The organism is Pseudomonas sp. 10S4 (genome assembly GCF_034344865.1).
In the GTDB taxonomy this organism is placed as follows: Bacteria; Pseudomonadota; Gammaproteobacteria; order Pseudomonadales; family Pseudomonadaceae; genus Aquipseudomonas.
This window is the reverse complement of the sequence record NZ_CP133774.1, coordinates 354978-368471: the sequence shown is the minus strand read 5'-3', so window position 1 is coordinate 368471 and position 13494 is coordinate 354978. Positions and strand designations below refer to the sequence as shown.

Here is a 13494-nt window from a genome sequence, read left to right as displayed (position 1 = left end):
GCCCAACCTGGGTGGCCTGTGTGGTACAGGCCACTAAGATCAGGCACACGCGATCGGCTCGACAACCACCGGTTCGAGTGTTTCCAGAAAATGCCAGCAGGGAATGACAACCACCTGAAAGGGCAGGCGCCCTCTCAGGAGATAGGGTTAGTCAGAAATCAGGATTTTTTGTCGTCAGCCGCTTTGTCGGTCGGGCTGGCGATCAGCTTCTTGAGTTCGTCGCTCATCGGGAAGTTCAGGTTCAGGCCCTTAGGCGGGATTGGCTGCATGAACCATTTTTCGTAGATCTTGTTGATCTCGCCCGACTTGTAGGTGGCTACGATCGCGTCGTCTACAGCCTTCTTGAATGGTTCGTCGCCCTTGCGGACCATGCAGCCGTAGATTTCGTAGGACTGTGGAGTGCCGGTAACGGCCCAGTCATCAGCCTTCTTGGCCTTGGCCGCTTCACCCGCCAGCAAGGCGTCGTCCATCATGAAAGCAACAGCGCGGCCCGATTCCAGCATCTGGAAGGACTCGCCGTGGTCTTTGGCGGAGATGACGTTCATGCCCATCTGCTTGTCGGCGTTCATCGACTTGAGGATGCGCTCGGACGTGGTGCCCGCGGTGGTCACGATCTTCTTGCCCTTGAGGTCGGCGAAATCCTTATACACGGAATCTTTCTTCGTCAGCAGGCGGGTGCCGATTTCGAAGATGCCGACGGAGAAGTCAACTTGCTGCTGACGCTCGATGTTGTTGGTGGTGGAGCCGCACTCGACGTCCACGGTGCCGTTTTGCACCAGCGGGATACGGGTTTGCGAGGTGACCAGGTTGTATTTGACCTTGAGGTCCGGCAGGTCGAGGTCTTTCTTGATAGCTTCGACGATTTTCAGCTGGATATCGTGGGAGTAGCCAACCGGTTTGCCGGAAGCGTCCGCGATATAGGAAAACGGAATGGAGGCGTCACGATGCCCGAGGGTGATGGTGCCGGACTCTTTGATCTTCTTCAGTGTGCCGGTGAGTTCGGCAGCGAAAACTGGAGTGGTAATCAGAGCGGCAGCAATGGCTGCGCCCAGGATATGGGGAACGATGCGCATCAAATTTTCCTCGACATTGTTTTTTTATGGAGCCAGTTCGTCGGCCCTTTTGTGCTTCGAGTGCCTGGGTGCTCCTGAAGATTGGGCACGGCAGTACATTCGTCCCAGAGTGTAGAGCATGACTCGTGCCAGGCCAGGTGATGTGGATCAAGATATTGATTTGTAAGGATATTAAATATTGATGGCGCTGAAAATACCGTCGAATTATCCGGTAAACCGAATCGGCCGACGGGTCGCGTTCGGAAAACCGAATGCAATCCCCCGATATTCCGTAGGAGCGAGGCTTGCCCGCGAAGAACGATAACGCGGTGCTTCAGGCAAGCCGCAGTGACCCCTTCGCGGGCAAGCCTCGCTCCTGCAGTTTTGCCAATAATGCAAAAAGCCCCTGAATCTCACGATTCAGGGGCTTTCGTATAACCGGATTCCCGATCAGGCCGCTTCGATCTTGCTGCGGTTCTGCTCGACCTTGCTCAGGTAGTCCGCGAGCTTCTGCTGTTCGGCTTCGGTGGTGAACAACCCCAGTTTGCTGCGGCGCCACAGAATGTCGTGAGCGGTGGTTGCCCACTCTTCGCTGCACAAGTAATCGACTTCGCGGGTGTAGAGACCGCCGCCGATGTGTTCACCCAGGTCGCTGAGGCTCTGCACGCCTTCGAGCATGCGCCAGGTGCGGCTGCCGTAGCTGGTAGCCCAGCGGCGGGCGATTTCGGTGGGCACCCAGTCGAACGTGTCGCGGATCCGTGCGCTCAAGGCTTGCGGGGTGGTCATGTCTTCGCCGCCGGGCAGGGTGGCCGTCGCGGTCCAGCTTGGCTTGATCTGCGTGAAGTACGGCGCCAGTTGAGCCAGCGCCGACTCGGCCAGTTTGCGATAGGTGGTCAGCTTGCCGCCGAACACCGACAGCAGTGGTGCTTCTTCGCCACTGCCCGACAACGCCAGGGTGTAGTCGCGGGTCACGGCCGATGGATTGTCTGACTCGTCATTGCACAGCGGACGCACACCGGAATAGCTGTGCTGGATGTCCTCGCGGCTGACTTGCTTCTTGAAGTGGGCGTTGACCACTTTGAGCAGATAATCGGTTTCGCCTTCGGTGATCGCCACGGCAGCCGGGTCGCCGGTGTACTCGCGGTCGGTGGTGCCGATCAGGGTGAAATGGTTCAGGTACGGAATGGTGAACACGATGCGCTGATCTTCGTTTTGCAGGATATGCGCGTGTTCGCCTTCGTACAGTTTTGGCACGATCAGGTGGCTGCCCTGGATCAGGCGGATACCGTACGGCGAATCCATTTTCAGGTCGTCACGAATGAACTTGGCGACCCACGGGCCGGCGGCGTTCACCAGCGCCTTGGCGCGGATCGAAAACAGGCTGCCGTCAGCACGTTCCAGATTCAGGTGCCACAGGCCCTTGGCGCGACGGGCGCTGACGCAACGGGTCTGGGTGTGAACGTGGGCACCTTTCTCGCGAGCGGCCATGGCATTCAGGACCACCAGGCGGGCATCGTCGACCCAGCAATCGGAGTATTCGAAGCCTTTGGTGATTTCGCTTTTCAGCGGGCTGTCCGGACCGAACTTCAGGCTTTTCGAGCCTTCGAGTTTTTCGCGTTTGCCCAAATGATCATAAAGGAACAGGCCGGCGCGGATCATCCACGCAGGGCGCAGGTGCGGGCGATGTGGCAGCACGAAGCGCATCTGCTTGACGATGTGCGGGGCCTTGGCCAACAGCACTTCGCGCTCGGCCAGCGCTTCGCGTACCAAGCGGAATTCGTAATGTTCGAGGTAGCGCAGGCCGCCGTGGATCAGCTTGCTGCTGGCGGACGAGGTGTGGCTGGCCAGATCGTCCTTTTCACAAAGGAACACCGAAAGACCGCGACCGGCGGCATCCGCTGCAATCCCCACACCATTGATCCCACCACCGATGACGGCGATATCGTAGACCTCGGCGAGAGGGGAGTAGGCAAGGTAGAAGTGGGCATCGGCTGGCCTCGGGCTTTTATGATTTTCGATATTTGAATTCGAACATTAATGTTCATTTGCGAAAATGGTAGCCCATAAAGGCGCCCACAGCTAGTCAACTTCGATTGAAAATACTGATCGAAGGGCCATTAAAGGAAAATTTACGAACATTGAGCGAGGGTGGAGAGTGCTTCTGTGGCGAGGGAGCTTGCTCCCGCTGGGCTGCGAAGCGGCCCTAAAATTGGCAATTGCGGTATTTCAGGAAGAACCTGTCGTCTGATTTGCGTCTGCTGCGCAGCCGAGCGGGAGCAAGCTCCCTCGCCACAAGGGAGCGCACTGCTTTCGAAAGGGGGTTAAACCACTTCCAGCCGAATCTTGTGCTGACTCAACAGCTGCGCCAGCGCCGGAACGGGCTGCTGATCAGTCACCAGGCAATCAATCAAACTGATCGGCCCCAAACGAATCATGGCATTGCGCCCGAATTTGCTGGAGTCCGCCGCCAGAATCACTTTCCGGGCGTTGGCGATGATCGCCTGGGACACCCGCACTTCCTGGTAATCGAAGTCCAGCAGGCTGCCGTCTTCATCGATACCACTGATGCCGACGAGGGCGAAATCAACCTTGAACTGGTTAATGAAGTCGACACTCGCCTGGCCCACCACACCGCCGTCACGCCGCACGTTACCGCCGGTCAGCAGGACATCGAAATCGTCCTTGGCACTGAGCATTGAGGCGACGTGCAGGTTGTTGGTGATGATTTTCAGGTGATTGTGGTTGAGCAGCGCCCGGGCAATCGATTCGGTGGTGGTGCCGATATTGATGAACAGCGAGGCGTGATCGGGGATCTGGGCCGCAATGGCTTCGCCGATACGCTGCTTTTCATCGCGCATCTGGTCGGCGCGCATGGCGTAGGCGGTGTTTTCGACACTGGAGTCGTAGGCTGCGCCGCCGTGGTAGCGACGCAATAAATTGGCTTCCGCGAGCTGATTGATATCGCGGCGAATGGTTTGCGGTGTAACGACGAACAGCGTAGCCATTTCCTCGATGCTGACATAGCCGCGTTCGCGGACCAGCTCGAGGATTTGCTGCTGACGGGGAGGCAGATTCATGGGGCTTCCTTTGGGCTGCCGTGCAAAATTTGCCCATGATGCCGCAGGAATCTGCTCCCTACCAGTTACATACCGATACGAGTACTTACGTTGGCTTATTCAGCGCCTTCATGAGGTTCCCAGTCGCGGGTGCGGCTGACGGCTTTTTCCAGCCTGCATAGAGTTTTTCCTTCGCGGTTTCTTCCAGGGCCGGTTCGAATTCGCGTTCGATGACAGCCTTGCCGCGCAACTCGTCCAGGCTGCCCCAGAAACCGCACGCCAGGCCGGCCAGGTAAGCGGCGCCCAGTGCCGTGGTTTCGCGCATTTGCGGACGCTCAACGTGCGTGCCGAGGATGTCGGCCTGGAACTGCATCAGCAAGTCGTTCGCTACCGCACCGCCATCCACGCGCAGGGCTTTCAGGCGTTCGCCGGAGTCCTGTTGCATGGCGTCGAGCACGTCGACGGGTCTGGTAGGCGATCGATTCGAGTGCGGCACGAATGATGTGATCCACGCGTACGCCGCGAGTCAGGCCGAACAGTGCGCCACGGGCATACGGGTCCCAGTACGGAGCGCCCAGACCGGTGAAGGCCGGCACCAGGTACACGCCGTTGCTGTCCTTGACCTTGCTGGCGAAGTATTCGGTGTCGGTGGCATCGGCGATGATTTTCAGTTCATCACGCAGCCACTGCACGGTCGAACCACCGTTGAACACCGCGCCTTCCAGCGCATAAGCCACTTCGCCGCGAGGGCCGCAAGCGATGGTGGTCAGCATGCCGTGCTTGGACTTCACGGCTTTGTCGCCGGTGTTCATCAGCAGGAAGCAACCGGTGCCGTAGGTGTTTTTCGCCTGGCCTGGCTCGACGCACATTTGGCCGAACAGGGCAGCCTGCTGGTCGCCGGCAATACCGCCGATGGCGATGCCGCTTTTGGTGTGGCCGTAGATTTCGGACGACGACTTCACTTCCGGCAGCATTTCGCGCGGGATATCCAGCACGTCCAGCATCTTCGCATCCCACTCCAGGGTGTGGATGTTGAAAAGCATGGTGCGAGAGGCGTTGGTGTAGTCAGTGACGTGGACTTTGCCGCCGGTAAATTTCCAGATCAGCCAGCTGTCGATGGTGCCGAACAGCAGTTCGCCGTTGCGCGCACGTTCACGGCTGCCTTCGACGTTGTCGAGGATCCACTTCAGCTTGGTGCCGGAGAAGTACGGGTCGGTGACCAGGCCGGTGGTGTCGCTGATGTATTGCTCGTGGCCATCGCGTTTGAGTTGTTGGCAGATCTCGGTGCTGCGGCGTGTCCTGCCAGACGATCGCGTTGTAGACGGGGAGCCCGGTGGTGCGGTCCCAGACCACGGCGGTCTCGCGCTGGTTGGTGATGCCGACGGCCGCCACCTGGTCATGATGCAGGCCGGCTTGAGCCAGGGCCTCGACCATCACGGCACTTTGGGTCGCGAAAATTTCCATCGGGTCATGCTCGACCCAGCCGGCTTGCGGGTAGTGCTGGGCGAATTCACGTTGTGCGGTGCAGACCACGTTCGCGTCGCGGTCGAAAATGATCGCGCGGGAGCTGGTCGTACCCTGATCGAGGGCAATGATGTAGTTCTTATTCTGAATGTCGGTCATGTCGATTGCCTTGGACGAAATAAGGAGGTGAGGTCAGGCGCGCGATCAAATGGGCAGGATCGCGCGCCAACGGTATCAAGAGGTTCTTGGTTTGCCGTCAATGGCCGGTGTTGCGTCCTTTGTAGCAGGTTCGGGAGTCGGCAGATGACGGGCAATCAGCCCGCGATAGCCAGCAGCACCGAGGCAGGCACCGACAATCGGTGCAAAAATCGGAATCAGGAAGTACGGGATATCGCGTGCGCCGGTGAAGGAAACTTCACCCCAGCCTGCGAAGAAAGTCATTAGCTTGGGACCGAAGTCACGTGCCGGGTTCATCGCGAAACCGGTGAGCGGGCCCATCGAGCTACCAATCACCGCAATCAACAGGCCGATCAGCAGCGGCGCCAGCGGACCCTTTGGCAAGCCGTTGTTGTCGTCGGTCAGGGACATGATCACGCCCAGCAGGATGGCGGTGATGATCATTTCAACCAGGAACGCCTGGGCAGTGGACAGGGCCGGGTTCGGGAAAGTGGAGAACACCGACGCCAACTCAAGGCTTGCTTGAGTGCCACGCACCATGTGGTGAGTTTGTTCGTAATCGAGGAATAGATTGCTGTAGAGCGTGTAAACCAACAGCGCGCCGCAGAATGCACCAGCGATTTGGGAAAGGATGTAGAAGGGCAGTTTGCGCTTTTCGAAGTCAGCGAAAATGCTCAGGGCGATACTGACTGCAGGATTGAGGTGAGCCCCGGAAACCCCGGCGGTCAGGTAGATCGCCATGCTGACGCCTACGCCCCAAATGATGCTGATTTCCCATAGACCAAAACTGGCACCCGCGACCTTGAGCGCGGCAACGCAACCCGTACCAAAAAAGATCAATAGTGCAGTACCCAGGAACTCGGCCATGCATTGGCTCGAGAGCGACGGTTGTTTCAAAGCAGTTGTCATCGAAAACCTCATTTTTTTGTTGTTGTCTGGCGCTTTATCATCTTGGTCAAAGCGCGATTTTCACCGAGGCAGGATCCCCATCCTGATCTTGGTTTACTGCCGAGTACTACTTCGGGATCATTCCTACAGTATTCGCATTCGAAAAAATATAGACAAGAAACGCTGATGTCAAAGGTCGAAAGTGAACCATCAGTCATATTTAAGCTATTCGTCGCATCAATGATCGTGTGGGTCACTGATAGAAGGGGTTGCGACCTAATGGAAACGGGCGGTTCCAAGCCTTTGAAACAGTGCCGTAATAGAGCCTTCTGTTGATCAATGATCTAGAATCCTGAGCAGTATTTTTCTTCTGTCGCCGAGCCTGGAGATGCCATGACCCCCGCATTGGATTTGTTGAAAAAGTTCGTGCCGAACATTACGTGCACAGTTACGAACATGATCCGAAGGCAGCGTCCTACGGTCTGGAGGCCGCGGAAAAGCTGGGTTTGGATCCAACAAGGGTGTTTAAGACCTTGCTGGCAGCCAGTGAAAAGGGCGAATTACTGGTGGCGGTGGTACCGGTCGTCGGAAGTCTGGATTTAAAGCACCTGGCGCACGCGGCCGGGGTGAAAAAGTCGAAATGGCCGACCCGGCGGCGGCACAACGGGCGACGGGTTATCTGTTGGGCGGCATCAGTCCGCTGGGGCAGAAGAAGCGACTGCGCACTTTTATCGATAACTCGGCTCAACCCTTCGCCAGTATTTTTGTCAGCGCCGGGCGACGTGGTCTTGAAGTCGAATTGGCGCCTGCGGTCCTGGCCGAACACACCCAGGCGAAGTTCGCCGATATCGGTCGGGTTTGAGTCGACGCTGTATGGTGCAAATTTGCCTGGTCTGTCACTGGCGCCTGTTGAACGCCAGCTTCATGCTCGGTGACCAGACTTAGGGAGTCAGTTATGCAGCTTGAATTTCATCAGGTCGACGCGTTCAGTGATCGGCCGTTCAGTGGTAACCCGGCGATGGTGTATCGCCTCGATGCCTGGCTCGCCGATGAGCTGATGCAGAAAATCGCCGCCGAACACAACCTCGCCGAAACCGCCTTCGTGGTACGTGAAGGCCTGGTCTGGCATATCCGCTGGTTTACCCCGGCAACCGAAGTGCCGCTGTGCGGGCATGCGACCCTGGCCAGTGCGTTCGTGCTGTTTGAAATCTATAAAGAACCGGCCGAACGCCTGGACTTCATCTGCAAGTCCGGCCCGCTGAGTGTCAGCCGCGAAGGCGAGCGGATGTGGCTGGACTTCCCGGCGCGAGTGCCGACGGAAGTCGGCGTGACCCTTGACGTTGAGCGCGTCCTGGGCGTGGAGGCGGTGGATGTGCTGGGTTCGAACGAGCTGTTGGTGGTGCTGGAATCCGAGCAGGCCGTGCTCGATTGCAAACCAGACATGGCTGCCCTGGCGAAACTGCCATGGCCCGGTGCAATCGTCACCGCCAAGGGAGGCAAGCATGACTTTGTGTCCCGGTACTTCGCGCCAGCAATCGGCATCAACGAAGACCCTGTGACCGGCTCAACCCATTGCAGTTTGATTCCGTACTGGTCGAAGCGCTTGGGCAAGTCGAGTCTGACGGCGTATCAGTGCTCGGCGCGCGGCGGTGAGTTGTTTTGTCGGCTGGAAGGGGATCGGGTGAAGATCGGGGGGAATGCGACGCTGGTCGCGAGCGGAACGCTGCACCTCGGCTGACCCAAATCTAATGTGGGAGCGGGCTTGCTCGCGAAAGCGGACTGTCAGTCGACATCATCATTGACTGATACACCGCTTTCGCGAGCAAGCCCGCTTCCACATGGGTCCGTGTTTTTCAGCTAACGGTGCTGTACCGCCGCACGCCGGATTCGACCAGCGGAATCTGCGCCGCCGTGCTGCCAGATGCCTGGAACAGCACCAGATGCTCAGCCGCCACACGAATGCCCACTTGAGCACCTACCTCATGGTCGGCATGGCTCGGGAAGATCGATTCCAGCTGTGCGCCGGTTGGCATCTGCAAGCGGTACAAGGTCGACGCACCGAGGAACGTCTTGCCAACAATGCGTGCTTTCAAGGTGCTGTCCGGCGCATAAACGATATCGTCCGGGCGCAACAACACATCCACCGCGCCGCCAGTTGGCCAGGTGTAGGCGCGATTGCCGCGCAACTCACCGAGCTCGGTCTGCACCGACTCCGGGCTGCTTAGCTGGCCACGAATGAAGTAGCCCTGGCCAATAAAACTGGCCACAAACGGTGTCAGCGGTTCGTGATACAGGTTGTAGGGAGTGTCCCATTGTTCCAGGCGACCTTCCTTGAAAACCCCGACATGATCGCTGACAGCGAAAGCTTCTTCCTGGTCGTGAGTCACTAGAATTGCACTGGTGCCACGGGCCTTGAGAATGTCGCGTACTTCATGGCTGAGCTTGCGCCGCAATTCGCCATCGAGGTTGGAGAACGGTTCGTCGAGCAGCAACAGTTGCGGCCCCGGCGCCAGGGCGCGGGCGTAGGGCAACGCGTTGCTGCTGGCCACCGGACAACTCGTGGGGAAAGCGCTTGCCGAGGTTCTTCAGGTTGACCAGTTCCAGCAACTCTTCGGTGACGCGATCCTTTTGCGGATGCTTGCGAATCCCGAAGGCAATGTTCTCGGCCACGCTCAAATGCGGGAACAGTGCGTAGTCCTGGAAGACCATGCCGATCCGGCGTTTCTCCGGGGCGAGGGTGAAACCGGCGCTGGAGATGGTCTCGCCAGCCAGCTGGATTTCACCTTCGTGCACCGGTTCAAAACCAGCGATGGCCCGCAGGGTGGTGGTCTTGCCGCAGCCCGAAGAGCCCAGCAGACAGCCGATGTCGCCGGCATTCAAGTGCAGGTTGAGGTTCTGCACAACTCGCTGGTCCTGATAGCCGCAGGCAAGGTTGCGCAGGTTGAGCAGTAATGGCTGACTCATGCGTGGTGGTACGCCGGCGCGACCAGAAACTCCAGCAGGGCTTTTTGTGCGTGCAGACGGTTTTCCGCCTGGTCCCAGGCAACGGAGCGCGGGTCATCCAACAGATCGACGCTGATTTCTTCGCCACGGTGGGCCGGCAGGCAATGCATGAACAGCACATCCGCAGCGGCTTGGTCGAGCAGGGCGCGGTTGACCTGGAACGGTGCGAACAGCTTCAGGCGCTTGGCGGTTTCTTCTTCCTGGCCCATGGAGGTCCAGACGTCAGTGCTGACCAGGTGGGCGCCGCGCACGGCATCCAGAGGATCGCGGACAATGGTCACACGATCGCCGGCCTTGGCCACGAATTCAGCGTTTGGTTCGTAACCTTCCGGGCAGGCAATACGCAACTGGAAGTCGAACTGGATCGCGGCTTCTATATAGCTGTTGCACATGTTGTTGCCGTCGCCGATCCAGGCCACGGTCTTGCCCTGGATCGAGCCGCGATGCTCAAGGAAGGTTTGCATGTCGGCCAGCAACTGGCACGGGTGCAAGTCATCGGACAGGCCGTTGATCACCGGTACGCGGGAGTTGGCGGCAAATTCAGTGAGGGTGCTGTGGGCGAAGGTACGGATCATCACCGCGTCGAGCATGCTCGACATGACAATCGCACAGTCGCCGATCGGCTCGCCACGACCCAGTTGGGTATCGCGCGGCGACAGGAAAATCGCCTGGCCGCCGAGCTGGATCATGCCCGCTTCGAAGGAGATGCGAGTACGGGTCGAGGACTTCTCGAAAATCATCCCCAGGACACGGTTTTTCAAAGGCTCGAACAGTACGCCGCGGTTACGCAGGTCTTTGAGCTCAACGCCTCGACGGATCACGCTGACCAGCTCTTCGGGCGTGCAATCCATCAGGGAGAGAAAGTGCCTTGCGCTCATCATTGACTACCTTTTTGCTACAGACCGCAGATGCTCAAAGCCTTGTTTAATTGAAAAACGGGCGAGACCTGCGGCGTAAGCCGCACGGGGCGACGAAATAGGGGAAGGCGCGATCTTATAATTAAATGTCGCGTCTTACCAATAGGGCTACAGTTTTTAGGGGAGTTCAGAGGGGCTACGGGGTGACCGCAGTAGCGCTTTTGAAGCCTGTTTCCTGAAAGCAGCCCGTCATTTGTACACCGGGCTCGTCGGGCATTGCAATCAAACGGGGCGGGGACGGCATAGCGATAGTCGGTTTCTGACCTATGATTCGTGATACGTAGTGGCACTGTGTCTCGTCTGAAACATTTGCTAATGCAAAGTGCTGGGTTATAACTACCTCACGAGCGACGCAGGAAGGCTTAAGAATGGAATCGAAAGAACAGCAATTGATGGCACTACTCGGTCTCACGGCCCGCTCCCTGACTCACCTCACGGCATCCATGACCTCAATGTCCTTTGAGTTGATGCGCAGTGACGACGAAGTGACAAAGGCCGCGGGTCGCCGGATGATCGACCGCATGGCCACCATCAGCACCGGGCTCGATGAACATTGGCGGCTGATCGGCGAACTCACCGGCGTGCATGTTGCCCACGAGGAGATCGAAACCGTCCAGGAGATTCAGATGGAGTTGCCTCCCCGGTTGCCGCCGAACTGATTCCCCGCGGCCATCGGCTGTCCTGATGGTTGCCGATTCACAAGACGAACGTCGCTGGCGCAGCGACGGGGCAGGCGCCATAGTTTTGTTCCCGCGGCCGATATTGCCCGCCCAGAACAAAACAGAGACTGGCCATGACCAAGACTCTCCATCACCGTGCCTGCCACCTGTGTGAAGCCATTTGCGGCCTGACCATCGAAACCACCGAGGCCGAAGGTCGCGTGCAGATCACCTCGATCAAGGGTGATCCGCAGGATACGTTCAGCCGCGGGCATATCTGCCCCAAAGCCGTAGCCCTGCAAGACATCCAGAACGACCCGGATCGCTTGCACCAGCCGATGCGCCGGGTCGGCAGCGAATGGCAGGCCATCGCGTGGGAAGACGCCTTCAACCTTGTAGCCGAACGCTTGGCTGCGATTCAGGCGCGTCATGGACAGAACTCGGTGGCGGTTTATCAAGGCAACCCCAGCGTGCACAACTATGGGCTGATGACTCACAGCAATTACTTTCTTGGCCTGCTGAAAACCCGTAACCGGTTTTCTGCGACCTCGGTCGATCAGTTGCCTCATCACCTGACCAGCCATTTGATGTACGGCCACGGCTTGCTGTTGCCGATTCCGGATATTGATCACACCGATTTCATGTTGATCCTGGGCGGTAATCCGTTGGCGTCCAACGGCAGCATCATGACCGTGCCGGATGTGGAGAAGCGGCTGAAAGCGATTCAGGCCCGGGGCGGCAAAGTAGTGGTGGTTGATCCACGCCGCAGCGAAACGGCAGCGATTGCCGATCAGCATCTGTTCGTGCGACCCGGTGGCGATGCGGCGTTGTTGTTCGGGATGCTCAATACGTTGTTTGCCGAAGGCCTGACCCGCGACAGCCATTTGCCAGTGGATGGTCTAGACGAGGTGCGTGCGGCGGTCGCGGGCTTCACGGCCGAGGTCATGAGCCCACTGTGCGCCGTTCCCGCCGAGCAGATTCGCCAATTGGCCCGAGACTTTGCGGCAGCGCCGACGGCGGTCTGCTACGGCCGCATGGGGGTTTCGACTCAAGCCTTTGGTACGTTGTGCCATTGGGTGGTGCAGTTGATCAACCTGGTGACCGGCAACCTCGACCGGGTCGGCGGTGCACTGTGCACTGAGCCGGCGGTGGATCTGGTGGCGTCGACTTCGGGTGGGCATTTCAATCTATGGCAGAGCCGGGTGTCCGGACGTCCCGAGTTCGGCGGCGAATTGCCGGTGTCGGCGCTGGCCGAGGAGATGCTCACCGGCGGGGAAGGGCAGGTTCGTGCGCTGATCACCGTGGCCGGCAATCCGGTGTTGTCGACGCCCAATGGCCGGCAACTGGAGCAAGCGCTGGACGGGCTGGAGTTCATGGTCAGCATCGACCTCTACATCAATGAAACCACCCGTTACGCCGACCTGATCCTGCCGTCGACCTCAGCCCTGGAAAACGATCACTACGACACCACGTTCAACATGTTTGCCGTGCGTAACGTCACGCGCTTCAACCGGGCGATCCTCGCCAAGCCGGAGGGCGCGCTGCATGACTGGGAAATTTTCGTCGGTCTGGCCGAGGCCTTTGCCGCGAAGACCGGCAAGGAGCTCAAACCGACCATTGCCCCGGCACAAATGATCGACCGTGGCTTGCGGATGGGGCTGTACGGCGATGCGTCGGAGCACAAGTTGTCGCTGGAGTCTTTGTTCGATCATCCTCACGGCGTTGATTTGGGCGCGCTCAAATCCAACCTGGCACCACGGCTCAAAACCGCGAACCAACATGTCCAGGCCGCGCCGGCAGCGATCCTTGCAGATCTGGCCCGGTTTGCATCGCTGCAAGCACCGGCTGCTGATGAACTGTTGATGATTGGCCGACGGCATGTGCGCAGCAACAACTCGTGGATGCACAACTATCACCGTCTGGTGAAGGGCAAGCCGCGGCATCAACTGTTGATGCATCCGGATGACCTCAGCAGTCGTGGGCTTAGCGATGGGCAGCGAGTACGGGTCAGTTCGCGGGTTGGCGTGATCGAAGTTGAGGTGCTCGGCAGTCTGGATATGATGAGAGGCGTGGTCAGCCTTCCGCACGGTTGGGGCCATGCGCGCCCAGGCGTGCAGATGACGATTGCCAGCAGCCAGCCCGGGTCTAGCGCCAATGACCTGACTGACGAATGTCAGCTCGACGAGTTGTCGGGGAATGCGGCGCTCAATGGTGTGCCGGTGACCGTGGCAGCCGCTTGAGCGTGTCTGTCGGGGAGACCGAGCATGGCGCTCGGGTT

At 58.8% G+C, this 13494-nt stretch carries 7 protein-coding genes and 4 pseudogenes; 4 read left to right on the top strand and 7 right to left on the bottom strand.

Annotated elements, in window-relative coordinates; genetic code table 11:
• Positions 1–158 precede the first annotated feature (158 nt).
• From RHM58_RS01760 to RHM58_RS01740, 5 genes and pseudogenes are all read right to left on the bottom strand, one after another.
• Positions 159–1073: a glutamate/aspartate ABC transporter substrate-binding protein gene (locus tag RHM58_RS01760; RefSeq protein WP_322269518.1), complete on the bottom strand. Its 915-nt coding sequence runs from the start codon at positions 1071–1073 to the stop codon at positions 159–161.
• A gap of 429 nt (positions 1074–1502) precedes the next feature.
• Positions 1503–3040: pseudogene (glpD, locus tag RHM58_RS01755) on the bottom strand (glycerol-3-phosphate dehydrogenase).
• 333 nt (positions 3041–3373) lie between these two features.
• Positions 3374–4129, bottom strand: a complete 756-nt coding sequence (locus RHM58_RS01750) for a DeoR/GlpR family transcriptional regulator (protein WP_027922833.1) — start codon at positions 4127–4129, stop codon at positions 3374–3376.
• A 95-nt stretch (positions 4130–4224) separates the two neighbouring features.
• Positions 4225–5731, bottom strand: a pseudogene (gene glpK, locus RHM58_RS01745) (glycerol kinase GlpK).
• A gap of 75 nt (positions 5732–5806) precedes the next feature.
• A complete protein-coding gene (locus tag RHM58_RS01740; RefSeq protein ID WP_322269516.1) occupies positions 5807–6658 on the bottom strand; it encodes an MIP/aquaporin family protein in 852 nt (283 codons plus the stop codon).
• A 372-nt stretch (positions 6659–7030) separates the two neighbouring features.
• On the opposite strand from RHM58_RS01740, the pseudogene ybaK reads away from it, so the two are divergent.
• Both ybaK and RHM58_RS01730 read left to right on the top strand, forming a co-directional pair.
• Positions 7031–7499: pseudogene (gene ybaK / locus RHM58_RS01735) on the top strand (Cys-tRNA(Pro) deacylase).
• Between the two features lie 93 nt (positions 7500–7592).
• Positions 7593–8375, top strand: a complete 783-nt coding sequence (locus RHM58_RS01730; protein ID WP_322269514.1) for a PhzF family phenazine biosynthesis protein — start codon at positions 7593–7595, stop codon at positions 8373–8375.
• A 115-nt stretch (positions 8376–8490) separates the two neighbouring features.
• On the opposite strand, the pseudogene RHM58_RS01720 reads toward RHM58_RS01730, so the two are convergent.
• Positions 8491–9601: pseudogene (locus tag RHM58_RS01720) on the bottom strand (ABC transporter ATP-binding protein).
• Positions 9598–10518, bottom strand: a complete 921-nt coding sequence (argF, locus tag RHM58_RS01715) for an ornithine carbamoyltransferase (protein WP_201206331.1) — start codon at positions 10516–10518, stop codon at positions 9598–9600. Before argF ends, RHM58_RS01720 begins: the two are co-directional and overlap by 4 nt.
• 407 nt (positions 10519–10925) lie before the next feature.
• Here argF and RHM58_RS01710 point away from each other — a divergent pair, with 407 nt between their 5' ends.
• Both RHM58_RS01710 and RHM58_RS01705 read left to right on the top strand, forming a co-directional pair.
• Positions 10926–11216 carry a hypothetical protein gene (locus RHM58_RS01710; RefSeq protein ID WP_322269513.1) on the top strand — a complete coding sequence of 97 codons (291 nt, stop codon included), beginning with the start codon at positions 10926–10928 and terminating at the stop codon, positions 11214–11216.
• A gap of 134 nt (positions 11217–11350) precedes the next feature.
• On the top strand, positions 11351–13456 hold the full coding sequence (locus RHM58_RS01705) for a molybdopterin oxidoreductase family protein (RefSeq protein WP_322269511.1): 2106 nt from the start codon (positions 11351–11353) through the stop codon (positions 13454–13456).
• The last annotated feature ends 38 nt before the right edge of the window (positions 13457–13494 follow it).

Bases quoted from the DNA above. Each gene is read 5' to 3' on its own strand.
- argF (WP_201206331.1), bottom strand. From the start codon at position 10,518: ATGAGCGCAAGGCACTTTCTCTCCCTGATGGATTGCACGCCCGAAGAG.
- RHM58_RS01710 (WP_322269513.1), top strand. From the start codon at position 10,926: ATGGAATCGAAAGAACAGCAATTGATGGCACTACTCGGTCTCACGGCC.
- RHM58_RS01705 (WP_322269511.1), top strand. From the start codon at position 11,351: ATGACCAAGACTCTCCATCACCGTGCCTGCCACCTGTGTGAAGCCATT.
- RHM58_RS01730 (WP_322269514.1), top strand. From the start codon at position 7,593: ATGCAGCTTGAATTTCATCAGGTCGACGCGTTCAGTGATCGGCCGTTC.
- RHM58_RS01750 (WP_027922833.1), bottom strand. From the start codon at position 4,129: ATGAATCTGCCTCCCCGTCAGCAGCAAATCCTCGAGCTGGTCCGCGAA.
- RHM58_RS01760 (WP_322269518.1), bottom strand. From the start codon at position 1,073: ATGCGCATCGTTCCCCATATCCTGGGCGCAGCCATTGCTGCCGCTCTG.
- RHM58_RS01740 (WP_322269516.1), bottom strand. From the start codon at position 6,658: ATGACAACTGCTTTGAAACAACCGTCGCTCTCGAGCCAATGCATGGCC.